Here is a 24,308-nt window from a genome sequence, read left to right on the forward strand (position 1 = left end):
TTTTTTATGCCTCATTCAGGCATTATTGGCAGTTGGATATCACTGTTTCAACGCCGCTTTCATCACATTTTCAAAATCTTCCCATGAACAATACCCATTTTTATCAATCGGGCAATTTTTCAATTCAAGGGTAACGTGTTTTGGCGGAGTTGCTAAAGAGAGGTAAGCATTGTCTCGCAACTGATCTGCGGTTTGATACACATACTCAATCTTCACATAGTCCTTTTTCTCTTTTTTATCTGTCCAGCGTTGGAATACTAATTTACCGCCAATCGGTGTGTGCTCATATTGTTGAGGTAATTGGTATGGTTTGAAATCCATCGCAGACAGCACTGAAGCAATATTTGAATCATGTCCCACTAAGAAAATAAATTTAGCGGTTTCGCCTTTATTGACAGAAACAAAACCTTTATCCATATAACTCAAAATTGGATGTGCCACATTTTTTGCGATAATTTTCGGTGTAAATAACGTTTCTTGATAACCATTTTTTAAGGTATTCAGCTTTTGCCATTTTTCATCGCTATTGACCATTCCCCATGCCACATCTTTCTCAGGGAAGCCTTCATAATATTGCAGGTCAATTGCATCGACGGCAGAGTTAGCCATCTTCAAAGGCCCACTCACACCCGGCTCTTTATCGGCTTCAATGATAAAGCTATTTTTTGGCGTGGCTAAATTACACAGTTTGTCCGTCGCGCACTTCTTCGAATCTTTTATATTGAGAACATTGTCAAGCTCATCGTAACCTGGCTTCAGGTTTAACCCTTTAAGGTGGGACTCCATCGCTTCAAGTGCTTGTTTTTTAAATTCAGGAGAGCTATTCGTAATGATAGGATTAAACACAGGATCCATCGTACCAATTTCCGGTTTATGATGGATATTCACTTTACAACCTGGGAATGCCCCTGCAGTAAAGAACTGCGCAGTTGCAATAGTTCGCTGTAGGCTATTCGTGTAAATATAGATATCATCGCTGCTGGTTGGACATAATTCATTCACAAATAATTTATTGCTATCGAGCCACTCTCTAAAATAGTGCCCCATATACACTTCGAGCGCCCCGCCCTTTGTCGTTAAATAGCCACTTTCAGCATCCCATGCGGGCCACTTTTTATCCGTTATTTCAGTCAGGATCCCTGTATTAACAATAGGAGTACGTAAATTATGACGACTTAGAACTAAAACTTGGTCTAATTCCATATTTTGTGAATTATCTGTACTTGCAAGTGCGGGGGCTATTGGTGCGAATAACGCCGCCGATAAACACACTGTTAGCATTTTATATTTCATCAGCATACTCCTACCATGGTTTTTAAATTGATTAACATAATCAAGCAATAAACACTGCAATAAAATAAAGTATAGTGCTTATATGAATTTCGGGAACATATCCTCTAATAATGAAGCAGTTATCTTTTTTTTCTGCGATTAATATCCCAAAAATGTCCCTTAACTAAAATAACCATCAAATATTGACATTCGCTACCCACAATTTAAGATGAATTTTCTCTATAAGGATAAAATACAATGAATATTCAGCCCGCCACTGTCGAACATTACGATGAGATCCTTCATCTTTGGGAAGCCTCAGTAAGAGCAACTCATGATTTTCTGCCAGAAAAGAACATTGAAATGCTAAAAACACCCATTAGGGAACAATACTTACCTAATTTGTCTGTTTTTGTGACTTTTGATCCTAATGGCAAAATAGCGGGCTTTTTAGGTACAGGTGAAAATCGTCTAGAAATGTTGTTTATTTCACCGCTTGCAAGAGGGACTGGCATCGGTAAACAACTACTGAATTACGCCATTGAACACTTAGGTGTTAATGAAGTCGATGTGAATGAGCAAAATCCGCAAGCGGTTGGTTTTTATCAACACATGGGATTTGTTCAATATGCGCGTTCCGAACTTGATGGGGAAGGAAATCCATTTCCTTTACTGCATATGCGATTAGCTAAATAGCGACAGATTGTTATAGATACTGGCTATTCATCACTGTATTCACCAGAAAATGGTTAAATACGTCATACTGACTCTGTGTGAAAGGCGTATTTAAGCTTAAAATTTCCAGCTTATGAGGCGAATACTGGGTGTTATAGCATGGGTGATGATGGACATAGTCATTTCTGACAAAACCATTTTTTTCATAGAAATGAAGGCGTTTTTTCGCAACTTCATCAACTAATGGGTCTATCTCTAACACTATCTGTGGGTACAACTGGCACAGTGCGGTCAACGATTTTTGACCGTAACCTGACCCACGAATATGTTGGTCAATAGCAAAATGCTCAATATAGAAAAAGGCATCAATAACCCACCCACCGATAAACCCAACAAACTGATTATTATCAGTAATTTTATATAAATAGTATTGTTCTAGCGGAAGTAATGCCGCTCGCCCTGCATAAGAACGTTGTTCGTGATTAGGGAAGGAAATATCGTATAGCGCATTAATTAATTCATTATCATGTTTATCATTTGCAGAAATTCTTACCAGTTCAACCATTTCCCCTCCGAAATCACTCAAGATAATCAATCTAAAATAAGACTTTTTTTAAACATAAAAAAGCCACTGTCATTGTGTAACCTTTTCGGTAACGTCAACAACAGTGGCTTATATTACTTAATTGACAGCCAAATTACTGGCTTTTTTCAGCTTCCGCTTTGGCTTCTTTCGCTTCAACATCACGATACCAACGTGGGTGATGTTTCTTCGCCCAGCGACGGCTAACTTTACCTTCAATCATGCCGTTGATAGATCCTTTAACCCAGAATGCCATATACATGTGGATTAAAATTGCATGGATCAAAATAATCGCCGCTAATGCGTGAACCAAAATACTCCAACGCACCATCCAGATTGGGAATAAATGCGCGAAATAAGGACGCCACATGATAATCCCGGTGATCAAAAGTACAAAAATCATACTCATGATACTCCAGAACATCATTTTTTGACCGGCGTTGTATTTGCCCACATCAGCCACTTTATGTTCGTTACCTTTGAGAACTTGAACAATATTCAGTAGCCAAGGAACATCTTTTCTATCTGGAATATTGTGTTTTACAAAGCGCACAAACATAAACATCAGCACGACGAAAATAAGTACACCGAAGAAAGGATGCAAAATTCGTCCCATCTGTGGCGTACCGAAGGTTTCAGTCAACCACTTCAAGGTTGGGAAAAACAGTGCAATACCCGACAATGCGACTAAGAAGAAGCTGATAACCACTGTCCAGTGGCACGCTCGGTCAATAAATTTAGTCCGAACGATCATTTTGCTCTTTTTACTCATGGTCATCTTTCTCCTCTTCATCATCCACTTCTTTGTTTGGACCAATACCCACATAGTGGAAAATCAGCCCTGCAAATGTGGCGATAAAGCCCGCTACCGATAATGGTTTCAGGATGCTTTGCCATAGATTAATTGGTGTATCAATCTGTGGGTCTTTTGGTAATCCGTGATAAAGCTCAGGTTTATCCGCATGATGTAGCACGTACACCACATGGGTTCCCCCAACACCTTCCGGATCATAAATGCCAGCTTGGGCATAACCACGTTTTTGCAGTTTTTCAACACGCTCAGCGCCGTATTCCAGCATTTCGTTTTTAGTACCAAAACGAATCGCACCTGTTGGGCAGGTTTTCACACAAGCCGGTTCTTGTCCTACAGCGACACGGTCAACACATAATGTACATTTGTACACACGATTATCTTTTGGATTTAATCGTGGAATGTTGAACGGGCAACCCGCGATACAGTAACCACAACCAATACAGTGTTCCGATTGGAAATCCACAATACCGTTAGCATATTGAATAATCGCACCCGCAGATGGGCATGACTTCAAGCAGCCAGGATCGGCACAGTGCATACAGCCATCCTTACGGATAAGCCATTCCAATTTACCTTGTTCACTGACTTCGCTAAAACGCATCACCGTCCAAGATTTAGCACTTAAATCGGTTGGGTTATCGTAAACCCCAACGCAGTGCCCAACTTCATCACGGATATCATTCCATTCCGAACATGCCACCTGACAGGCTTTACAGCCGATGCAGGATGACACGTCAATCAGTTTGCAGACTTCAAATTTATCGTCACGCGCCTGTGGTGGAGGCGTAATGCTATTGGTCGCGGAACGTTTAATAATGTCTTGAGATTGCATGGACATAGTTCCCTCCCTTACGCCTTCTCAATGTTAACTAAAAACGCTTTATACTCAGGAGTCTGAGAGTTAGCGTCCCCTACAGATGGCGTTAACGTGTTAGTAATAAAGCCTTTTTGCGTTGCACCTTCAAAGCCCCAGTGAATAGGTAGACCCACTGTTTCAATCGGTTTACCGTCAACCATCAGGGTTTGCAGACGTGGTGTTACCACGGCAATCGCTTTAATAAAGCCACGTTTACTGCTGACTTTAACCTTATCACCTAAGGCGATGCCTTTGGCTTTGGCTAAGGTTTCACTGATTTCCACAAACTGCTCTGGCTGAGCAATGGCGTTTAAGCGCGCATGCTTCGTCCAAGTGTGGAAATGCTCCGTTAAGCGATAAGTGGTTCCGACATACGGGAATTCTTTATGATCGCCAAGACGTTTCTTGTCATCTTCAAAAATTCGCGCAGCAGGGTTAGAGACCACATTTGGATGCAGAGGGTTAGTTCCCAATGGCGTTTCAAATGGCTCGTAGTGCTCAGGGAATGGACCTTCAGCCATCTTATCAATGGCAAACAGACGACCTAAACCTTCTGGTTGCATAATAAATGGCCCAGTACCAACTTCTGGAGCTGACGCGTTAAAGTCAGGCACATCGTTTCCGACCCACTTCTTACCGTTCCACTCAATCAGAACCAGATCTTTATTCCATGGCTTACCTTTGGTATCACAAGAGGCGCGGTTATAGATAACGCGGCGGTTTAATGGCCATGCCCATGCCCAACCTAATGTATTACCAATGCCCGATGGGTCGCTGTTATCGCGATTCGCCATCTGGTTGCCTTTCTCAGTCCAGCTACCGGTGTAGATCCAGCAAGAAGACGCCGTTGAACCATCAGCGCGTAACAACGCGAATGAATTCAGAAGCTCGCCTTTTTTCGCTTGTAAGTTGCCATCAGCATCATATAAGTCGACCAGTGCAACCCCGTTGTTCTCTTTCGCCACTTCTTCCGATTCAGGATGGAATTGACGTTTATAATCCCAACGCATTTGCAGCAATGGCTCGCGACCTTTACCACCTTCTTGTTCATACATTTCACGGATTTTATGCAAAATACCCGTTAAGATCTGACCATCGTTACGTGCTTCACCCGGGGCGTCCGCCGCTTTCCAGTGCCACTGTAGCCAGCGACCGGAGTTAGCAATGGAGCCATCTTCTTCCGCAAAACAGGTTGAAGGTAGACGGAAAACTTCCGTTTGAATGGAAGCAGGATCAACGTCATTCATTTCGCCGTGATTCTGCCAGAAGTTCGCTGTTTCGGTGGTTAATGGGTCAACCACGATTAAATATTTCAGCTTACTTAAGCAGCTAACCACTTTGTTTTTATCTGGGAACGAGGCAACTGGGTTAAAGCCTTGGCAGATGTAACCGGTGACTTTATCTTTGCTCATCATGTCGAAATACTTCATGACATCATAAGCTTGATCCCATTTAGGTAGCCAATCAAAGCCCCATTGGTTCTCTGGTTGAGCGGCATCACCGTAGAATGACTTCATCAAACTGACGAAGAATTTCGGATAATTGCTCCAGTAGTTAACCTGATTAGGTAATGTGGCTTTTGGCGTATTAGCGGCTAAATAACTATCAACATCTAACTGTTTTTCTGATGGCAGTGTTAAATAGCCCGGCAGGCTCGTCGACAGCAGACCTAAATCCGTTAAACCTTGAATGTTTGAGTGTCCACGCAGCGCATTCACCCCACCACCACAAATCCCCATGTTGCCTAAAAGCAACTGGATCATCGCCATGGTACGAATGTTTTGTGCGCCCACTGTATGCTGAGTCCAACCTAATGCATACAGGAATGTCCCCGCTTTATCTGCGGCGCTCGTGGTTGCTAGAATTTCACACACTTTTAAGAAATCTGCTTGCGATGTACCACAGATCCGTTCAACCATTTCAGGGGTATAGCGGGAAACGTGTTTTCTTAGCAGATTCCAAACACAGCGCGGATCTTGCAGCGTGTCATCACGTAATGCATGACCATTTTCATCAAACTTATAGTTCCAACTGGTTTTGTCATAACGACCTTTTTCAGCGTCATAGCCACTGAATAAGCCATCGTTAAAGTCAAAATCATCTCTGACAATCAAAGATGCGTTGGTATAGTTCTGAACGTATTCCGCGTTTATCTTATTATTTTCGATTAGATAAAGTAGAACACCAGAAAGGAAGGTAATATCCGTTCCTGAACGAATTGGCACGTAATGATCGGCCACCGATGCGGTACGCGTGAAACGCGGATCTACCACAATCAGAGTTGCATCATTATTGTTTTTCGCTTCAATCGCCCAACGGAATCCGACAGGGTGAGCTTCAGCGGCGTTACCGCCCATCACCATAATCACATTGGCGTTTTTAATATCAACCCAGTGGTTGGTCATCGCACCGCGACCAAATGTTGGAGCAAGACTTGCTACCGTTGGTCCGTGTCAGACACGCGCTTGGTTGTCGACCGCTAACATACCGAGCGATCGTGCGAATTTTTGGGTTAACATCCCCGTTTCATTGCTAGCCGCAGATGCGCAAAGCATCCCTGTCGATAACCAGCGATTGACAGTGGCGCCTTGTTCATTTTTTTCAATAAAGTTGGCATCACGGTCATCTTTCATTAAGCGGGCAATACGCGTAAAGGCATCGTCCCAACTAATGCGTTCCCACTTATTCGAACCTGGTGCACGATATTCAGGATAACGTAAACGACTGTCACTACGAATGTAATCCAGTAACCCCGCCCCTTTCGGACACAGAGCACCGCGATTCACTGGATGATCCGCATCACCCTCGACGTGGAAGATGGCAGAGCGAGCATTCATTGCCCCATCACCCATACTATAAATCAGCAATCCACAACCCACGGAACAATAGGTACAAGTATTACGCGTTTCTTTCGAACGCAATAATTTATTTTCACGTACATTAGCCATTGCCATTCCTGGCATAAAACCTAACGCAGCTACAGTTGTACCTGCCATCCCGCCGGCGCAGATTTTAAAAAACTTTCTGCGACTGACGTTCATTATTAACCTCTTTTTATTTTTGTATATTCGCGGGAGAGAATATCAGTCACTTGTAATTAGATATTGCCTAAAATCAATGAAAGTGAAAATAAAGGTTAATTAATGTCATTTAGGTAGTTAATTAGCCATTAAAAATACCACTTAATGAGTAATTATTGTTAAATTGATTTGGATCAATTAGATAGAATATTTGAATTAAGTAACAAATTAAGTTAAATAAAGATAATGCAAATGAATTTTAATTAGATTAGAAAATATTTTCTATATTGTGGTTTATACCTACATTAAAATAAATAACCAATCCATATATTAAGATAGATATTTAAAATTAACTTAATATATGGATAATTATTATTTCCAACCACTAATAATAATACCCGCACCAAGTAAAACCACCAGCGCACCAATCCAATCTGTAGCGGCAAGGGAAACACCATCAACGACTTTTAGCCAGATCAATGCCGTCACAATATAAATGCCTCCATAGGTCGCATAAATACGTCCGCTGGCTTCAGGGTGTAACGTTAACAACCAAACAAACAGCATTAAGCTGAGTACTGTGGGCACTAACAGCCAAATACTCCCCTGTTTTTTCATCCATAAATAAGGGAAGTAGCATCCTAAAATTTCTGCTAGCGCAGTTAAAAAAAATAATCCAATAATTTTTAATGACATAAAAATGTTTTCTTCTCAAAAAAATTACTATTTATGCCACCTAATAATAGGCGGCATATTGTTTAAGCTTGCTTAACAAATAGCAGTGATACACGTCTTGCAATAGGCAAAACAAATAATACGGTTGGGAATGCAATCATCCATGAAATAGCCCATGAACTAATCCAAGGCGCATAAATTTCGGAGGTGAATCCCAGTGCACGAAGAGTACTTATTAGCGAAACAATACCGCTCATCACCAAAGATAAAAAGAAAGGCACCAGAAAAAACAGGGCGCGCATAGGAAGTTTAGGAATACCTAAAATATAGTTACGATCTTGAAAGGACATACAGTCTCCATTAATCAGCGGATACACAACAGCATATAACTGTTGGTGCAACAAAGTTATATGCGTTGATTAACGTAAACGCTTACGAGTCATAGAGACCAATTGAGAATCATTCTAATCTTTAATGATATTTTGTCAATACACCTTTTAACATCCTATTTACTCAATTTTATGCAGATTATCCTGATAAGAAATTAAGCACTTCACTATTGCAAATTCTACCTATCCATTTATTATACATCGTATAATAAATCAGAGAGAGAATGCAGTGGTGACTACTGGACATGTTTTTATTGCAACCAGCCTTGATGGCTTTATAGCCCGTGAAAACGGCGATATCAGCTGGTTACTTGAATTAGATTCAACTGGTGAAGATCACGGTTATGATGCATTTATTGCTAATATTGATGTGATAATTATGGGTAGAGGCACCTACGAGACAATAAAACATATTCAACCTTGGTTTTATAATCGTCCGGTCATTGTACTATCAAAAATACTCGCTCAAGAAGCTATCCCTGAAGAATTAATAGGAAAAGTACGCTTCGTTGACCTATCCCCTAAAGAAGTCATGCAGATGCTAAAAGCAGAGGGATATCATCACGCCTATATTGATGGCGGAAAAGTGGTTCAATCTTTTATTTCTGAAGGATTGATCCATGATCTTATCATCACTCGAGTCCCCATTTTATTAGGCTCTGGTCGCCCATTGTTTGGTAAAATTCCTAACGATATTCACTTATACCATACACAAACTAAAATCTTTGATTCTGGATTTATCCAATCCCACTATGAAATAAAACCGTCCTCGAATGAAGGTCAATAATAATGGATAAAGCATTGATAGCAAAAACACAAACAGTGAGGTCGGTAGGACGCCCAAATAAGAAACAACCAAAAATATCAGCAGAGGCGATTGTCAGTGCGGCAATAATATTTATTGATTCCCATGGATTTTCAGCACTCAGTATGCGAGCGCTCGCCAAAGAAATGGGCATTAACCCTATGACAATTTATTACTATTTTGAAGACAAAGAGTGTTTAGTCAAAGCGATTGCCAACCAGGTTTACGCTAAGGTAATACCTTGTTTATCGGGAACACCCATCGAACAAATAAAGTACCTATTAACTGAATATCGAGAACGTATTGTGCGTTATCCTGAATTAACGTTATCAATATTTAATCACCCAAATGCTTTTCCTGAAGAGGCACTGCGAATAACCAATACCCTTATCAAGCTTGCGATGGAATTAAAATACTCTCTAGAGCAAGCCACACTTTGGGTACATATTTTGGTTGATTTTACTCATGGTTCTGCACTAGCAGTAGCAAAAAGGAAAACTAATACTGAAGAAAATAGAAAGGAAAATGAGCTGATTTATTACCATCAAGCTATCGATAATTTACTGGTAAGAATAAAAAATTAAAAGAGAAAGAGCGGCTCCCTCTTTCTCTTCATCGCATTAACTTACTTTTTGGTTGCTAAAATCACACTAGACGCTTTCACGATAGCCGTGACTTTACTGCCTGCCGCCAATTTCATCTCAGCAACACTGTTATTTGTTACCACTGCAGATAATTTAGTACCTGCCCCAGTCGTCAAATGGACAACCGCATTCACACTGCCCGTTTCAATTGCATCAATACGCCCAGTGAACTGGTTACGAGCCGAAAAGAGATACTCGTGATCATCCGAAACTAAGACAACCCATGGCGCTTTAATAATGGCAACAGCCTGCTTGCCTTTTGCCAAGCCTAGCAGCTGGGTGCTATTTTTCGTGATCACTGCAGAAATTGTTTCACCATTACCTAAGCTTAAAACTACTTCATCATTAACGGCACCAGCCAAAACTGATTCGACCGTTCCTGCAAGCTGATTACGTGCTGAAATTGACATAGAAAACCTCATTTAATGGAAGACGAGTGAATATTGAAGCGATAGTAAGCCTTTTAAATATTGTTTACAAACAGTCAAAATTTTTGATCCTTACAAATGAGTGGCGAATCACATTTAAGCTTTGAAGCCATAAACTCTATTGTTCTCATGAAAAAAAGACTCAATTGTTAAATTTACATTTCAATTGTTAAATATTGAATTCTTATTTTTTAATAAATACATCATCAGCATATCTTAATTTTTATTTTCATGGGAATAGTCTTACTTTTATTTAAAACTGAATGAAAAAAATTAAAAGGCAACAACAATTTATTTAGTTTGTGTAATAAGTGAATTCACTATAATTTAATCAGCAGGAAACCTTTAATTCATCTCATATAATTACACACAGAAAAATTAACTATTTTATTTAAGAGAATTTCAAAATGAGAAAAATTCAAAAAAGCTATTTATTCTCTATTATGTCAATTTTATTAACCTTTAATGCTGTCGCTGGTGAATTAAAAAATGACTCATTTTCAAGTAGAGCACTAACTAGCCTACAACCCTCTGATATTCAAAATCAAATTAATAAAGCAGAGATGGAAGCCATTCAAATTGGGACGCAATATACCGATACTAAGGCGGCAGAATTAAATACCGCAATAGAGGCTTCTGAAAAAAACAGCCAAAGTTATACAAATAAAAAAGTGACTGAGTTAAATACTCGAATTTTAACTTCCACAACTCAAGCTATTACCGTTGGTATCAATTATACTGATGAACAAGTGAAAAATTTAGACTCCAATATTCAAGATGCCCAAGCTAATGCTGTCACCGAAAGTAATCAATATACTGACCAGAAAACTCAGCAACTGAATAACAACATTAAAGAGTCTCAATCCAACGCGGTGACTGAAAGCAATCAATACACTGACAAGAAAACTCAGCAACTGAATAACAACATTAAAGAGTCTCAATCCAACGCGGTTACTGAAAGCAATCAATACACTGACCAAAAAACTCAGCAACTGAATAACAGTATTAAAGAGTCTCAATCCAACGCGGTTACCGAAAGCAACCAATACACTGACCAGAAAACTCAGCAGCTGAATAATAATATTAAAGAGTCACAATCCAACGCGGTGACTGAAAGCAACCAATACACTGACCAAAAAGCGCAGCAGCTGAATAATAATATTAAAGAGTCACAATCCAACGCAGTGACTGAAAGCAATCAATACACTGACCAGAAAACTCAGCAGTTGAATAATAATATTAAAGAGTCGCAATCTAGCGCGATAACAGAAAGCCACCATTATACAAATCAAAAAGCTGAACAATTAAATACCTCGATTAAAAGTGCTCAATCAAAAGCAATCAGTGATAGCAGAAACTATACAAATCAACGTGTTGATATGTTAGAACAAAATATGAATGGCAGACTCAACTCACTGGATAACAAAATGGATAAAAATGCCGACCGAGCTAACGCAGGTATCGCGTCTGTTTCTGCAATGGCTAATATCCCGTATACCAACAACACCAACTTTAGTATGGGAATGGGTTTAGGAAATTATCGTAATGGCAACGCAGTCGCCTTCGGTGGCCAATATCATGTTAATGATAATGTGAATATTCGTAGCTCCATTAGTTGGAATAATGAAGACAGTGCGGTTTATGGTGCAGGTATTGCAGTCGGTTTTTAATCTTATTTCTCAATCAAAAATACCCTCATATACACTAAAAAAAGCCCCACTGGCATGCAGTTATCAATGGGGCTTTTTCGTAAAATTAATTTATAGCTATTATATTAGTCCGCGGAGCAGCCTGTCGTAAACGGTGCCTTTGTGGTTAAAGCCGCTATCGCTTCACGATAACAAAGCTCCAGTTTTGCTCTGCTATCTGCCGTAATATCCAAATCCACCAAATAACCATCATTAATACCGTAGATCCAACCGTGAACCATAATATCCTGCCCTCTTTTCCAAGCAGATTGTAATACGGTGGAGTGGCCCAGATTATAAACTTGCTCAATCACGTTCAATTCACATAAACGATTAATACGTTCTGTTGGTTTAAGTTCACCTAACATTCGGCTATGTTTAAACCAAATATCTCGAATATGCAGCAGCCAATTATCAATTAAACCTAATTCCTTATTGTTAATCGCAGCCTCAACACCACCACAGCCATAATGTCCACAGACAATAATATGCTCCACTTTAAGCACATCAATAGCATATTGGATAGCAGATAAACAATTGAGATCTGTGTGAACCACGAGATTCGCTATATTTCGATGAACAAACAGATCACCGGGGCCAACTTTAATTAATTTTTCAGAAGGTACTCGGCTATCTGAGCAACCAATCCATAAAAATTTAGGTTGTTGGTCTTTTGATAATTGTCGAAAAAAGCCGGGGTCTTGTTCTTTAATCGACGTTGCCCATTCCCTGTTATTCACAAATAGTTCTTTAATTTTATCCATCGCCATGTGGCACGCTCACTTACAAATCTTGCTATATATGATATTTAAAACGTGTTTATAAAAACGCAGTTAATTTAATTAATGTCTCTAAATTTACCAGAAGATTACTCTCAATCGGTTAATATGCAAAAAACACTTCATAACCAATGATAGCCTCTACATTACATTCGTCATTAATTTGCTTATTTTTCGCTTGATTCTTCCGCCATTTGCATTTTTAGCCAAAATGCTTGCTGGCATGCGTTAAAAAACTCTTTTCTGATAGGTAAAACAGGATGCTCCGCAGGATCAATAACCTGCCAAATAATCCAGCGCTCAGGACATTGGCTATCATTGTCTGGAATGGAAAGCTCAATTTCTTCAGTACATTGAAGAATAACACCATCATGGAAACGCCACTGCCGGATAACTTGCATAACTTCCGACTGGGTATCTTGCTGGCGCTGATCAAAAATAACTTCACATGCGGCCTGCTTTTTCATGGTGCCTAATATGTATTTTGCTAACATAGTTTCATTTCTGCCATAAAAATATCGTGCCAATGGTATGCTTAAACAACCTTTATAAACACCTAAAAATCTTAACTCCGTAAAATAATTAGATATCAATTACAAAGTCTAAATAAAACCTAAAGATTACCGTTAATCCTATATCCTCCATGACACTTAAATTGTACGTTAATTTATCATTTCAAAAACGAAAGGTTTGTTATGTTTAAAAAATTACTTTTATCCCTTATTTTAAGCGGTACGGTTGTTTCTGGTGCAATGGCTAATTCAAGCTGTTTGCCTGTGACGGATCAAAGTTTAACAAAAAGCGGTTTACCAACCCCTAAAAATAGTACCTCTTTTGCAAACTACACTGAGGTCACTAATAGCGTTTTCAGTGCCATAACTAAAGATATGACCTCAGAAGAGAGAAATGATGTTGTGTGTACCAAAGATGCCTTTAGCTATTCTATCTATATGTCTAATGAGCAAAAAATCGCGAAAGTGTGTGAAACAAAAAGCGGTTGTGATGATTTAAAAACCATTTTCCTTGTTATTGCGAATATTGATATCAATGATGGCACTGAAGCCAAGTTAAAAGCGGCAATGGCAAAAGCAGGGATCACCGAAGCCAATATCAGAGATACCCCAGCAAAACTAGAGCAATTTATTGGTCAATATGAAACGCAGTTTACCCAGCATTTTGGTGATTTAGAGTAAGGTTGCTTTTCAGTCAAACCTAATATCGTTGAGAAATGATAAAAGAACTGTTTTGATCTAATTTTAACTTTCTGCCGATACAAAAAAGCCCTCATATTGAGGGCTTGAATATTTTTAAGGCTGTATTAACTTAGAAACGATACAGGCTAAATGCTTTCGGGTTAATGATTGGCTCTTTACCTAACAAGATATCTGCGGTCATTTCAGAGGAAACAGGGCTTTCAGTCATACCCCAACCAGTTGCCGTGTTGATAACCAGACCTGGATATTCCTTAACTTCAGAAATAATTGGGTTTTCATCTGGTGCGATAGCCATCGCCCCACTCCACTGGTCAATTAATTTAGAGTCTTTAAATGCAGGGAACTCAGTTTTCAGTTTTTCCAGAGATGAATTCAGTTCTGGTAAGTCTGGTAATGCCGTCATATCACGGTTTTTCTCGAATGGAGAAACTTCATCTAATTTCCAGCTGGTTTCTTGAGTAAACGAATTAATCAGCTGTTCGTTTAATGAAATATGAACAGGGAAGTCAGGCAATGCTAACAATGGCAGATATTTATAGCCATAAGTGAAGGATTCTTTAACAACAGGAGCCACGATCACGCGTGGAGAAGTTGCATAGGTTCCATCGGCTTGTTCACGGAAGTAGATATTGCCCGGCAGAGCAACGTTTCCACCCGGTGCATTTGGTGCCGCGCTAATCAATTGTTGTGATTGATAAGCTGGTAATGTTGGAACATCTACACCCAGGTTTTGCATGAACAGACGAGACCAAACGCCGCCCGCAACAACAACTTGAGAAGTTTTGATTGCGCCTTTCTCAGTCACAACATCAGAGATCACACCCGCTTGAGTTTCTAAGCCACGTGCTGCACAGTTGGTATAGATCTTAATACCAATTTTCTTCGCATACTCTGCCATAACGAATGCGGTAACTTCTGCATCGAAACTACCAGAATCTTCTTCGAAACCTGCAATCTTCCAATCAGACTTCGCACCACGAAGACGCTGATTTAACTCGCTTCCTTCGATCATGCGTGTTTTGAACGGAATATCAGAGCCAACGTTTTTATGGCGCTCATCCATCCACTGGCGAACGTGAACCAGATCTTCTTCATCCAGAGGAACTTCTACACGGCCTTGAGTACGATAAGTAGTATCAACACCCACTTTCGCATTCATATCACGCCAGCGGTGTTTGCCTAAATGGTGTAATAAGAAGGTTTCATCGGTCATTTTGTATGTAATTGCTTGACCATAGAATCGAGATGATTGCTCTCCCGCAATGTTCCCTTTTTCTACAATCACGACAGATAAGCCACGTTCAGCAAGGTTAATCGCCGTCATTACACCTAAGATACCAGCCCCAATAACAACAACATCAGATTGCTGTGGCAATGCGCCAGGCGTTCCTTCAACAAAACCAACACGTGGTTTACCCGGAACAAATCGCCCTTCACGAGTCAACATCGGAGTTAAAATACCGGCTCCCGCTGCGACAGCGACTACAGAACCACCAATAATAAATTTTCTTCTGGTTATTGCCATTTCGACACTATTCCTTATACACGATCAATATTACTTACCTAACAATTTCGCCATTTTATATTATTTGTTAATCATTCGTAAACTATTAGTAAATCATGTTTATTTTGTGTGTATTGCCATTTTTTTGTCTAATTACTCAGTTCAAAATAAATAAAAACTTCATTTGTTAATTTTTAAACACCTTATTATCCCATTGAAAACAATTGATTTAATTGCATTTCCCGGCGAAATCAATAGCCCTTTGATTTCAAAGGGAAATACATAAAAATCCATCATTTTTAGATTATTATTCATTAGCAACTAATGCTTATAGCTATGAAATAATCTCACTTAAAGGCTAACATTATGTGATTACATCTAAATCACTCACTATCTTAGTAAGAAATACAGGTTTTATGAGTAGCGTATGGGTAAGCTATATATTGATATTACAGAATAGATGTTGGATTTCGTGAATTATGATTACGGAACAAAAACGTTAGAGGTCGACTTTTCATATCAAGGTATCAATCAATACTTAGAGCCATTTAGCTATAATGTCAATCGAACCATCATTGCGTTATGAAGTAGCACTCCCTTTACAATAACTTCTCGACGTTCAATTATTTCAAATTGATGATTTTTAAAAAATTCTTCAGCTGACAGGCTGACATGTGACCATAGCTTATTGATGCTTTTGGTATTAGCCACTTCAAGAATTTTATTCATAAGTGCAGAGCCAATTCCATAGCGAGGTTTAGCAACAAAAAAATGGTCAATATACCCATCATCCTGAAGATCTGCATATCCAACAATCTCTTCATCAAGATAGGCAATAAACGGCTTTAATGAATCCATTTTATTTTGCCACTGCTCAAGCTCATATGAATCTGGCGCCCAAGCTTCAAGCTGTTCTTCTGTATAATACGCAGCGGCAATATGATGAACCGAGGTATAAAATATTTCATGCAGTTTTTCTGCATTCTGAGGTTGGTAGGGCTTTATTTTTATTTTCATATAAATCATATAGTTAAAATTTGAATAACATTTAAAAATAAGGCATCATTCTACATCACTAGGGATGGTGTATGTTAATTCCATTTTCGGGTTTACGCTTAAACATAATCGTCGTGGATTCAAGAATACCATCAACCGATTGAGCGAATTCTGGAATTTCACCACTTATCTGCCATCCAAGGGAATTATATAAGCTAACCGTTATCCCTTTAGTATTTGTATCCAATGTTAAAAGCCTCAATCCTGAACTCCATGCAACTTGCTCAGCCTCTTGCATCAATTTTCTTGCAAGCCCTTTACGCCTATATTCAGGTAACACCAATAACTTACAGATTTCTCCTCGATGTTTACCATTTGGTTTAGCACATAATTCAAGACCAACAACCCCAATGATTTGATCGTCTAGCTCTGCTGAGATCAGCTTAAAACTATTTGTTGATAACGAATGATTGACGCCAATCCAATAGTTTCTCATTTCATTAATTTGAGCTTCTGCATCAGTATATCCAACACTCGCACCTCCAAGGACGCACTTATAAAGTACATTAACAAGCTCATCGATTTTATTTTCATTTATTTTTTTATCATAGCAATTAATTATCATATTGAGGCCTCAAATTAGAGATACCGTTACACAGAATATAATTAGATTTAACTATGTCTTAATTGAGTTTGCTTGTAACTAAAATCCAGCGGATTGGTTTGAATTTCCCAGATAATTTGGTGTTAGTTTAAGTATAGAGGACTTAGTTAATAGGGAATGGACAATGTCTTTTAGCTTGGCGCACTTAATTGCTTTATTGGTTAGTTCCATAAACCGCCAGTATTGCATTGCGAAATCGTAGCGATTTAGAAAAGTATCAGTAAACGTCGGTAGAATGAAATTTTGCTAGAGTGCTTGATAAACTTTGGGATTTATTTGGAATTGAAAGACTTCAGGAGAATTGATTGTAAGTGGAGATGGCGGAGGAGGAGAGATTCGAACTCTCGGATGGTTTCCCATCGGCGGTTTTCAAGACCGCTGCCTTCAGCCGCTCGGCCACCCCTCCGCAATGACGAGCACTATAATCATCTGCGCTTTCAATGTAAACCCCTAATTTGTTCGTTCGCTTTAAAAATAGACGCACATTGATTCAATGGATGAAATTATCAACATTTTTTCCTATTCCAACAGGGTTTACTTGGGTTATTGCTGGTTTTTTGCTAAATTTGCGGTCTACTTTTGTTTGGATAGAAATTAAGTATGTTGGTTTTTAATAATCAAGAAATTGAAACAGACTCGCAAGGCTACCTACTTGATAGCCAACAATGGAGCGAAGATCTTATTCCGCTACTCGCTGCGCAAGAAGAAATTGAACTCACTGATGAGCATCTCGAAATTATCCGTTTCGTTCGTGCATTCTATTTAGAATTTAATACATCGCCAGCGATCAGAATGTTAGTTAAAGCGGTTTCTCAGCAGTTTGGGGAAGAAAAAGGCAACAGCCGTTATTTATATCGACTGTTTCCTCAAGGTCCTGCGAAGCAAGCGACAAAACTTGCAGGTCTTCCTAAACCGGTGAAATGCATTTAAGAACACATTAATAGCGGACGGAAAAATCCGCTATTGGTTCCGTATGCCAATTTTCACTAAAGTAGTGGTCGATTTTAGCCCCTGGAGGCCCGCCCGCTTTCAGCCAGTCATCGACAAATTCAATATCCTGCTCGGAACCATAAATAGCCAGTTTCACACTGCCATCATCCCGGTTATAAACAAAACCTTTGATCCCATTTTGATTCGCCCAATGATAGGTTTGGTACCGAAACCCAACACCTTGGACTCGTCCATAAATATAGAAATAACGACCTGTTGCTGCCATATAAGCCTCCGATGTCATTACTTAATCAATTAAAACCCTCTGGCGCAGTTGTTTTTTATTCATTCAGCAGATAATCTGATTATTGAGGCACTGCTTTTCGTTATTACTTAAAGACAGTGTATTGCGTTATGAGTAATTGTCCACACATTGGCTTGAAAACGCACAGCACTGCCCACATGTAGTTTACAGCACAAGCAAGGCTTTTAAGGAGGTCGCTATGATGATCACCAGTAAATATGGAATCGGGCAACAAGTCAGACACAAACTTCTCGGCTACCTTGGGGTAGTTGTTGATGTTGACCCTGAATACTCGCTCGACCAACCACATGATGATGACATTGCATCCAACAGTACATTACGCGATCTGCCTTGGTATCATGTCGTCATGGAAGATGATAATGGGGAAGCGGTTCATACTTATTTAGCAGAAGCACAGATTACTTATGAGATGACTGATGACCATCCGGAACAACCTTCTATGGATGAGTTAGCAGAATCGATAAGATCCCAACTACAAGCTCCGCGTCTACGTAACTGATCATGAACGCAATCCAGTAAAGCAGCCCACCAGCTGCTTTATTTTTTTACATTACCGTCGATGAACACGCGATACTTATTTTTCCAAACCTAACGCTGGAATTTCTTGTTTAGGGCATTTATCCATCACGCACTGTAACCCCGCATTCACGGCAATTTTTTTCGCCTCTTCACTAGTAACCCCTTTTTGCAGCCATAAAACTTTAGCTTTAATAGCGACGGCCTCATGAGCAACACCGACTGCAGCATCAGCATTTCTAAAAACATCAACCATATCAACAGGGTTAGGGATTTCGCTCAGTTGGGCATAAACTCGCTGCCCTAATAATGATTGTCCCGCGAGCTTCGGACTCACCGGAATAACCTGATACCCTTGATGTAAGAGGTATTCCATGACTTCATAGCTTGGGCGGTCTGTACGGTCACTCGCGCCAACTAATGCAATTGTCTTAACGCTCGTTAGAATTTCAGCAATTTCTTGATCTCTCATCAAAATATCTCCCAAAATCAGTAAACTATTCATATGCATTATGATATATGTTGTACATCTTTGTTCACTCAATTTTTAAGATGCGTGACAGCTATCTATTTGTGATGCCAATCTTGTTTAAGGGAACCTCATGGAATCTACCACCCGAAAAATCGCAGCTTCAAAAAATATTGCTTTAGTTGCCCATGACCACTGTAAATCATCCTTACTCGGTTGGGTAACCAAAAATAAAACGAAATTAAGCTCACACAAACTGTTTGCAACAGGTACCACTGGGAGCTTGGTTAATAAAGAAACGGGTTTACCTGTTACCGGTATGTTGAGCGGCCCAATGGGTGGTGACCAACAAATTGGCGCCATGATTGCAGAGCAGAAAATCGACCTACTCATTTTCTTTTGGGATCCGTTAAATGCCGTTCCTCACGATCCTGATGTCAAGGCGCTTCTGCGATTAGCCACTGTTTGGAATATCCCTGTGGCCACCAACCCTGCCACCGCTGATTTTCTGATTACCTCCCCTTTCTTTGATGGGGAAATTGATATTGTGATCCCTGATTATCAAAGCTATTTAAATAAACGCACTAATTAATAGTACGCCGAAAAATAGCCGTAAATGAATAAAAAACTGCGCCATCGATATACTCAATGGCGCAGTTTTCATTTTTAATGAATTGAATTTTAATACGCGAGTTTTAAGGCTTTTTCTGCCTAGGTACACCCATTTGCTTTAGCTCTTCAACAAATTCAGACGGATTATCAGGGTTATACAATAACCATGCTTGCTGCTTCGCTCTCGTCAACGCCACATAAAATAGTCGTCGTTCTTCCGCATGTTCAAAATGTTCAGGTTGTGGCAATAAAGCGTCTTCAATAATCGACTCCCGAGCAGGCGCTGGGAATCCCTCTTTGCCACCATTTAAACCACAAATAATGACATGATCCGCCTGTTGGCCCTTCGATGCATGCATGGTCATAAATTGAATTTTCAATTTTGGCCAGCGTGTTTCCGCTTTCTTTAGAATTTCCGGCTTTAAATAGTGGTAACGAGCCAAAATTAAGATATTTTCATCATCTAAAACATAACCGCTCATTTTATCCAGCAAACGCTCTAGCGCATCTTCATACAATAAAACGACAGATTTTTTATTACCTTTTATCAGGCTATTTAATGGCTTATCTAACTGACTTGGGTTCTGTAATACAAAGCGATTCGCAATATCACCAATACGCTCATTAAACCGGTATGTTGTATCTAATGCGCATAAATCCCCTTCACCAAAATGCGTTTTAAATGACGTAGTCAAATCCAATTCAGCGCCACTAAAGCGATAAATTGCCTGCCAATCATCACCGACTGCAAATAAACAGGTTTGCTTATTTTGTTGGCGTAATGCATGTAATAATTTGGCTCTCAGTGGTGAAATATCTTGGAATTCATCAACTAAAATATGTTTCCACGGGCTAATAAAACGCCCTTTTTCAATAATGTTGACCGCTTGATGGATGAGGCCGGAGAAATCAATCGCGCCTTCATCTTTGAGAGCACTCTTCCAAGCTTTCAATAGCGGAGCCATTAAACGAATTCGTTTTTGGAATAGCGCACGAATTTCTTCCCGTGTATTGTCAATCATCTCTTTTTGGCTACCGCCATGAGAGCGGATCAAACTCAACCAGCGCTCTAGTCGAACGACTACTTTGCGACTAATTTTTTCATCATTCCAAAATTCACCGTCAGGAATATCCCATTGCAATTCTTCTGACAGCCACTCTCGCCAACCTTTCGCTTGGGCTTTTTTACTGGAGCACTGCTCTCGCCATTCATTCAACAAGAGAGATTGGCGCTTTTCGGTATCCGATTCTAGCGCACTAATTATTGGTGACTTATTGCTACCTTCGCGGATAATCTGCAATGCAAGTGCGTGAAATGTCTTCGCCTCAATCTCTTTTTGTTGTAAACGAGATTGAATCCGCTCATTCATCTCTTCCGCAGCTTTACGTCCAAACGCCAATAATAAGATTTGCTCAGGTTTAGCCAGCTCTCTTAATAGAAGCCATCCTGCCCTTGCAACCAGCACCGATGTTTTCCCGCTACCCGCTCCCGCTAAAACTAAAACATTATCTTCACCATTAATGACGGATAATGATTGAGAATAATTTAATGGAGAGGATTCAATATGTTGGAAAAAATCATCGTAGCGCGTTAGAACTGACTGACACCAATTCTGGTTATTTTGTTTGCGACATTGTTCACTATTCGTTAGCCACTGCCTGCAAAATTGGTAATATGCGGCACAGTTTTCAAATAAAGGCATTCGAACGAGGGGTAAAGGAAGTGATGAAAACTGCTGAGTGATCCTTTCTTTTATCGATTGCAAGCTACGTAAACTTAACCATGCATCTTGCTGAGTTTGTTGTAAAATCGACTGAGTTAAAGACGTCAATACTTGAGCACTGACCTCGCTCATTTCAACGCTCCATTGCTGCCATTTTTCATTCAAAAAATGGTAGAAACGCTGAGTTTGTTTCCACTCTGTACCGTGTAAACGAACGACTTGTTCATCTAAAATTTCAAATTCCAATTCTCCCCAGACGATCCCACGCTTACAGCGAATATCGACTAGCTCATTGAAGGGAATAAGGTATTGATGGTTTTCACCACTAACTTCGATGCCTGCATTAAGTAAGCGAACCCGATTATAGGGATGCTGAGCCAGGCGCTGTCCAATCTGTGTCGATTTCAGTTCCATACGTTCTGCACCTGTGTGAATCATTCGTGAAAATAATCAAAGCATAATTGCTAATAGTTTTTTATTCTACGTAAACACGTTATTCTATATAGATAAGGATTTGTCTTACCACTGAGGTACTTTGTGCTAACGCTGCTAACCAGTTATCGTCGTGTGCTCTATAACAGCCATATTTTATATTATATCCGAATCTTAATTGCGCTGACAGGCACAACCTTGGTTCCATGGCTTTTAGGCTTAGAGCCTAAAGTCACGATCCCTTTAACTCTAGGCGTTGTCGCTGCCGCACTCACTGACTTAGATGATAGATTGACTGGCAGAATAAAAAATTTAATTATCACTTTATTCTGTTTTTTAATTGCCTCAGTCTCTATTGAATTACTTTTTCCTTACCCTGTTTTATTCTTTTTTGGGTTAGCATTCTCAACCTGCGGTTTTATCTTACTTGGCGCATTAGGGCAACGTTATGCCACTATCGCTTTCGGTGCTCTGCTAATTGCAATATACACCATGCTTGGCGTACCTATTTTTGATACTTGGTACATCCAACCTGCGCTCTTATTAACTGGTGCCATTTGGTACAACATTCTCACTCTCATCGGGCATATCCTTTTCCCTGTTCGCCCACTACAAGATGCCATTACGCAATGTTATCAGCAGCTTTCAGCTTATCTTGATGCAAAGGCAAACTTATTTGACCCTGACCTCGAAGATGACTATCAGCAGTCAGTCTATGATTTAGCCTTAGTGAACAGTACGTTAGTCAGTACGATGAATCAGGCAAAAATTTCGCTACTCAGCCGATTGAAAGGCGACAGAGGCCAACGGGGCACGCGTAATACATTACAATATTACTTTGTCGCTCAAGACATTCATGAACGAGCTAGTTCATCACATATTCAATATCAACAGCTTAGCCGTCGTTTACGTCATTGTGATATTTTATTTCGCTTTCAACGCTTATTAACCATGCAAGCCAGAGCCTGCCAGCAGGTCGCTCAATCCGTCTTATGGCGCAAACAATATCAACATAATCCGCGCTTTGAGCGCACATTTACGTATATTGAAAACTCCTTGCAGCTACTCCAGCAACAATCTCCTGAATTACATGAAATCAAAGCATTACGAAACTTGCTAAAAAATCTCAAAGGGATTGATGTGCAACTCAAAGGCTTGAGCCTCGGTCAAGCCTCTTGGCAGCAGAATAATAAGCAAATTGAACAGTTATCTGATGAATCCGTCTCTGGTATTCGCGATGTATTTGCTCGATTCAAACATCATTTAACCCCAAAATCCTCGCTGTTTCGCCATGCAGTGAGAATGTCAGCCTTGCTTTGTACTGGGTATTTGATTATTCAACTGTTTGATTTGGAACGCGGTTATTGGATATTACTCACGAGCTTATTTGTTTGCCAACCCAACTATAATGCGACTAAGCGCCGCCTAGCATTGCGTATTACAGGCACTTTGTTAGGGATCGCCATCGGCTTACCTTTACTCAATATCGTGCCATCCATTGAGGGACAACTCACGCTGATCGTGATCACCGGGCTCCTGTTCTTCATGTTCCGTAGCAGCCAATATGCCCAAGCAACGCTGTTTATTACATTGCTGGTGCTATTTTGCTTCAATTTACTCGGTGAAGGCTTCGAAGTTGCACTACCTCGAATTATCGACACTCTCATTGGCTGTTTTATCGCATTACTGGCGGTCAGTTTTATTTGGCCTGACTGGAAGTTTCGACAATTACCGCAAGTGGTACAGAAAACGATGGATAGCAACTGCCGTTATTTGGATGCTATTTTACAGCAATATTATCAAGGTAAAGATAATAGCCTGGAGTACCGTGTTGCGAGGCGTGACGCCCACAATAATGACGCAGAATTCGCTTCAATTGTTTCAAATATGGCATCGGATCCTAAGTCATACCAAATCACGCAGGAACAAGCGTTCCGCTTACTATGTTTAAACCATACATTACTGAGCTATATTTCAGCGCTCGGCGCCCATAGAGAGCAGATGCAAAACGAAGCTAATCTTGCCTTATTAAATGATGCAATCTGCTATATCGAATCGTCTATTCAAATCACATCTTTAGATCCCGCAATGATTGACGAAAAATCAGAGCGCCTAAGGGTGAGCCTACTGAACCGCATTGACCATGCCTCCAGCGATGACGATGAGAAAACCGTACTGATCATGGAACAGACTAAATTGCTGATTGAATTAATTCCTGAAATAAAATCAATGATTAAACAAATTAGCTTGTCATAAAATAAACTGATGAGCGGGCATTAAAACCTATAAATGGC

Annotated in this window: 23 protein-coding genes, 1 tRNA gene and 2 pseudogenes; 9 read left to right on the forward strand and 17 right to left on the reverse strand. The window is 39.9% G+C overall.

What is annotated here, in order from left to right; genetic code table 11:
* Positions 1-42 precede the first annotated feature (42 nt).
* A pseudogene (gene agp / locus GKR74_RS15185) lies at positions 43-1,293 on the reverse strand (bifunctional glucose-1-phosphatase/inositol phosphatase); the annotation flags it as partial.
* 237 nt (positions 1,294-1,530) lie between these two features.
* Between agp and GKR74_RS15190 the strand changes: the two are divergent.
* Positions 1,531-1,968: a GNAT family N-acetyltransferase gene (locus GKR74_RS15190; protein ID WP_154604207.1), complete on the forward strand. Its 438-nt coding sequence runs from the start codon at positions 1,531-1,533 to the stop codon at positions 1,966-1,968.
* Between the two features lie 10 nt (positions 1,969-1,978).
* On the opposite strand, the gene GKR74_RS15195 is transcribed toward GKR74_RS15190, so the two are convergent.
* From GKR74_RS15195 to GKR74_RS15220, 6 genes are all read right to left on the reverse strand, one after another.
* Positions 1,979-2,512: a GNAT family N-acetyltransferase gene (locus GKR74_RS15195; RefSeq protein WP_154604208.1), complete on the reverse strand. Its 534-nt coding sequence runs from the start codon at positions 2,510-2,512 to the stop codon at positions 1,979-1,981.
* A 133-nt stretch (positions 2,513-2,645) separates the two neighbouring features.
* Positions 2,646-3,302: a formate dehydrogenase-N subunit gamma gene (gene fdnI / locus GKR74_RS15200; RefSeq protein WP_154604209.1), complete on the reverse strand. Its 657-nt coding sequence runs from the start codon at positions 3,300-3,302 to the stop codon at positions 2,646-2,648.
* Positions 3,295-4,182 carry a formate dehydrogenase subunit beta gene (gene fdxH / locus GKR74_RS15205; protein ID WP_181478355.1) on the reverse strand — a complete coding sequence of 296 codons (888 nt, stop codon included), beginning with the start codon at positions 4,180-4,182 and terminating at the stop codon, positions 3,295-3,297. Before fdxH ends, fdnI begins: the two co-directional genes overlap by 8 nt.
* An 11-nt stretch (positions 4,183-4,193) precedes the next feature.
* On the reverse strand, positions 4,194-7,241 hold the full coding sequence (fdnG, locus tag GKR74_RS15210) for a formate dehydrogenase-N subunit alpha (protein WP_154604210.1): 3,048 nt from the start codon (positions 7,239-7,241) through the stop codon (positions 4,194-4,196).
* A 351-nt stretch (positions 7,242-7,592) separates the two neighbouring features.
* A complete protein-coding gene (locus tag GKR74_RS15215; RefSeq protein ID WP_154604211.1) occupies positions 7,593-7,916 on the reverse strand; it encodes a YnfA family protein in 324 nt (107 codons plus the stop codon).
* A gap of 62 nt (positions 7,917-7,978) precedes the next feature.
* Positions 7,979-8,245: a DUF2798 domain-containing protein gene (locus GKR74_RS15220; protein ID WP_154604212.1), complete on the reverse strand. Its 267-nt coding sequence runs from the start codon at positions 8,243-8,245 to the stop codon at positions 7,979-7,981.
* A gap of 271 nt (positions 8,246-8,516) precedes the next feature.
* Here GKR74_RS15220 and GKR74_RS15225 point away from each other — a divergent pair, with 271 nt between their 5' ends.
* A complete protein-coding gene (locus tag GKR74_RS15225; protein WP_336431342.1) occupies positions 8,517-9,071 on the forward strand; it encodes a dihydrofolate reductase family protein in 555 nt (184 codons plus the stop codon).
* 2 nt (positions 9,072-9,073) lie between these two features.
* The gene (locus GKR74_RS15230) at positions 9,074-9,673 is read left to right on the forward strand and encodes a TetR/AcrR family transcriptional regulator (protein ID WP_154604213.1); all 600 of its coding nucleotides are present in this window, start codon (positions 9,074-9,076) and stop codon (positions 9,671-9,673) included.
* Positions 9,674-9,714: 41 nt separating this feature from the next.
* Here GKR74_RS15230 and GKR74_RS15235 read toward each other — a convergent pair whose 3' ends face one another.
* Positions 9,715-10,143 (reverse strand): TOBE domain-containing protein, encoded by a 429-nt coding sequence (locus tag GKR74_RS15235; protein WP_154604214.1) that lies wholly within the window; start codon positions 10,141-10,143, stop codon positions 9,715-9,717.
* 425 nt (positions 10,144-10,568) lie between these two features.
* Here GKR74_RS15235 and GKR74_RS15240 point away from each other — a divergent pair, with 425 nt between their 5' ends.
* Entirely contained in the window at positions 10,569-11,831 is a 1,263-nt protein-coding gene (locus GKR74_RS15240; protein WP_154604215.1) for a YadA-like family protein, read from the forward strand.
* A gap of 104 nt (positions 11,832-11,935) precedes the next feature.
* Here the strand turns inward: GKR74_RS15240 and can are convergent, their stop codons facing one another.
* Entirely contained in the window at positions 11,936-12,619 is a 684-nt protein-coding gene (gene can, locus GKR74_RS15245; protein ID WP_154604216.1) for a carbonate dehydratase, read from the reverse strand.
* Positions 12,620-12,795: 176 nt separating this feature from the next.
* The gene (locus GKR74_RS15250; RefSeq protein WP_154604217.1) at positions 12,796-13,122 is read right to left on the reverse strand and encodes a hypothetical protein; all 327 of its coding nucleotides are present in this window, start codon (positions 13,120-13,122) and stop codon (positions 12,796-12,798) included.
* A gap of 201 nt (positions 13,123-13,323) precedes the next feature.
* On the opposite strand from GKR74_RS15250, the gene GKR74_RS15255 reads away from it, so the two are divergent.
* Entirely contained in the window at positions 13,324-13,821 is a 498-nt protein-coding gene (locus tag GKR74_RS15255) for a hypothetical protein (protein WP_154604218.1), read from the forward strand.
* Positions 13,822-13,951: 130 nt separating this feature from the next.
* Here the strand turns inward: GKR74_RS15255 and GKR74_RS15260 are convergent, their stop codons facing one another.
* The 4 genes from GKR74_RS15260 to GKR74_RS15275 form a co-directional block, all read right to left on the reverse strand.
* The gene (locus GKR74_RS15260; RefSeq protein WP_036951608.1) at positions 13,952-15,367 is read right to left on the reverse strand and encodes an NAD(P)/FAD-dependent oxidoreductase; all 1,416 of its coding nucleotides are present in this window, start codon (positions 15,365-15,367) and stop codon (positions 13,952-13,954) included.
* 531 nt (positions 15,368-15,898) lie between these two features.
* Positions 15,899-16,363 (reverse strand): GNAT family N-acetyltransferase, encoded by a 465-nt coding sequence (locus GKR74_RS15265; protein WP_154604219.1) that lies wholly within the window; start codon positions 16,361-16,363, stop codon positions 15,899-15,901.
* A gap of 58 nt (positions 16,364-16,421) precedes the next feature.
* Positions 16,422-16,967 (reverse strand): GNAT family N-acetyltransferase, encoded by a 546-nt coding sequence (locus GKR74_RS15270; protein WP_154604220.1) that lies wholly within the window; start codon positions 16,965-16,967, stop codon positions 16,422-16,424.
* Positions 16,968-17,324: 357 nt separating this feature from the next.
* Positions 17,325-17,412: transfer RNA gene (locus tag GKR74_RS15275), tRNA-Ser, on the reverse strand.
* 194 nt (positions 17,413-17,606) lie between these two features.
* On the opposite strand from GKR74_RS15275, the gene GKR74_RS15280 reads away from it, so the two are divergent.
* Entirely contained in the window at positions 17,607-17,936 is a 330-nt protein-coding gene (locus tag GKR74_RS15280; protein WP_036951672.1) for a TusE/DsrC/DsvC family sulfur relay protein, read from the forward strand.
* A gap of 7 nt (positions 17,937-17,943) precedes the next feature.
* Here the strand turns inward: GKR74_RS15280 and GKR74_RS15285 are convergent, their stop codons facing one another.
* Positions 17,944-18,222: an acylphosphatase gene (locus GKR74_RS15285; protein WP_230086713.1), complete on the reverse strand. Its 279-nt coding sequence runs from the start codon at positions 18,220-18,222 to the stop codon at positions 17,944-17,946.
* Between the two features lie 217 nt (positions 18,223-18,439).
* Here GKR74_RS15285 and hspQ point away from each other — a divergent pair.
* Positions 18,440-18,757, forward strand: a pseudogene (gene hspQ, locus GKR74_RS15290) (heat shock protein HspQ); the annotation flags it as partial.
* A 78-nt stretch (positions 18,758-18,835) separates the two neighbouring features.
* Here hspQ and GKR74_RS15295 read toward each other — a convergent pair.
* Entirely contained in the window at positions 18,836-19,249 is a 414-nt protein-coding gene (locus GKR74_RS15295; RefSeq protein WP_154604222.1) for a CoA-binding protein, read from the reverse strand.
* Between the two features lie 130 nt (positions 19,250-19,379).
* Here GKR74_RS15295 and GKR74_RS15300 point away from each other — a divergent pair, with 130 nt between their 5' ends.
* A complete protein-coding gene (locus GKR74_RS15300; protein ID WP_132494534.1) occupies positions 19,380-19,838 on the forward strand; it encodes a methylglyoxal synthase in 459 nt (152 codons plus the stop codon).
* Between the two features lie 103 nt (positions 19,839-19,941).
* Here the strand turns inward: GKR74_RS15300 and helD are convergent, their stop codons facing one another.
* Positions 19,942-21,996 carry a DNA helicase IV gene (gene helD / locus GKR74_RS15305; protein WP_154604223.1) on the reverse strand — a complete coding sequence of 685 codons (2,055 nt, stop codon included), beginning with the start codon at positions 21,994-21,996 and terminating at the stop codon, positions 19,942-19,944.
* A 123-nt stretch (positions 21,997-22,119) separates the two neighbouring features.
* Here helD and yccS point away from each other — a divergent pair, with 123 nt between their 5' ends.
* Positions 22,120-24,270 (forward strand): YccS family putative transporter, encoded by a 2,151-nt coding sequence (yccS, locus tag GKR74_RS15310; RefSeq protein ID WP_286272645.1) that lies wholly within the window; start codon positions 22,120-22,122, stop codon positions 24,268-24,270.
* Positions 24,271-24,308: the final 38 nt, after the last annotated feature.

The organism is Providencia sp. wls1914 (genome assembly GCF_009706645.1).
Lineage (GTDB): Bacteria > Pseudomonadota > Gammaproteobacteria > Enterobacterales > Enterobacteriaceae > Providencia > Providencia zhijiangensis.

Excerpts from the sequence above, each read along its gene's own strand:
- GKR74_RS15230 (WP_154604213.1), top strand. The coding sequence starts at position 9,074 with ATGGATAAAGCATTGATAGCAAAAACACAAACAGTGAGGTCGGTAGGA.
- GKR74_RS15280 (WP_036951672.1), top strand. The coding sequence starts at position 17,607 with ATGTTGGTTTTTAATAATCAAGAAATTGAAACAGACTCGCAAGGCTAC.
- GKR74_RS15215 (WP_154604211.1), bottom strand. The coding sequence starts at position 7,916 with ATGTCATTAAAAATTATTGGATTATTTTTTTTAACTGCGCTAGCAGAA.
- GKR74_RS15220 (WP_154604212.1), bottom strand. The coding sequence starts at position 8,245 with ATGTCCTTTCAAGATCGTAACTATATTTTAGGTATTCCTAAACTTCCT.
- GKR74_RS15235 (WP_154604214.1), bottom strand. The coding sequence starts at position 10,143 with ATGTCAATTTCAGCACGTAATCAGCTTGCAGGAACGGTCGAATCAGTT.
- GKR74_RS15250 (WP_154604217.1), bottom strand. The coding sequence starts at position 13,122 with ATGTTAGCAAAATACATATTAGGCACCATGAAAAAGCAGGCCGCATGT.
- GKR74_RS15255 (WP_154604218.1), top strand. The coding sequence starts at position 13,324 with ATGTTTAAAAAATTACTTTTATCCCTTATTTTAAGCGGTACGGTTGTT.
- fdxH (WP_181478355.1), bottom strand. The coding sequence starts at position 4,182 with ATGTCCATGCAATCTCAAGACATTATTAAACGTTCCGCGACCAATAGC.
- can (WP_154604216.1), bottom strand. The coding sequence starts at position 12,619 with ATGGCGATGGATAAAATTAAAGAACTATTTGTGAATAACAGGGAATGG.
- GKR74_RS15270 (WP_154604220.1), bottom strand. The coding sequence starts at position 16,967 with ATGATAATTAATTGCTATGATAAAAAAATAAATGAAAATAAAATCGAT.
- GKR74_RS15265 (WP_154604219.1), bottom strand. The coding sequence starts at position 16,363 with ATGAAAATAAAAATAAAGCCCTACCAACCTCAGAATGCAGAAAAACTG.
- GKR74_RS15260 (WP_036951608.1), bottom strand. The coding sequence starts at position 15,367 with ATGGCAATAACCAGAAGAAAATTTATTATTGGTGGTTCTGTAGTCGCT.
- fdnI (WP_154604209.1), bottom strand. The coding sequence starts at position 3,302 with ATGAGTAAAAAGAGCAAAATGATCGTTCGGACTAAATTTATTGACCGA.
- GKR74_RS15300 (WP_132494534.1), top strand. The coding sequence starts at position 19,380 with ATGGAATCTACCACCCGAAAAATCGCAGCTTCAAAAAATATTGCTTTA.
- helD (WP_154604223.1), bottom strand. The coding sequence starts at position 21,996 with ATGGAACTGAAATCGACACAGATTGGACAGCGCCTGGCTCAGCATCCC.
- GKR74_RS15285 (WP_230086713.1), bottom strand. The coding sequence starts at position 18,222 with ATGGCAGCAACAGGTCGTTATTTCTATATTTATGGACGAGTCCAAGGT.
- GKR74_RS15195 (WP_154604208.1), bottom strand. The coding sequence starts at position 2,512 with ATGGTTGAACTGGTAAGAATTTCTGCAAATGATAAACATGATAATGAA.
- GKR74_RS15190 (WP_154604207.1), top strand. The coding sequence starts at position 1,531 with ATGAATATTCAGCCCGCCACTGTCGAACATTACGATGAGATCCTTCAT.
- GKR74_RS15295 (WP_154604222.1), bottom strand. The coding sequence starts at position 19,249 with ATGAGAGATCAAGAAATTGCTGAAATTCTAACGAGCGTTAAGACAATT.
- GKR74_RS15240 (WP_154604215.1), top strand. The coding sequence starts at position 10,569 with ATGAGAAAAATTCAAAAAAGCTATTTATTCTCTATTATGTCAATTTTA.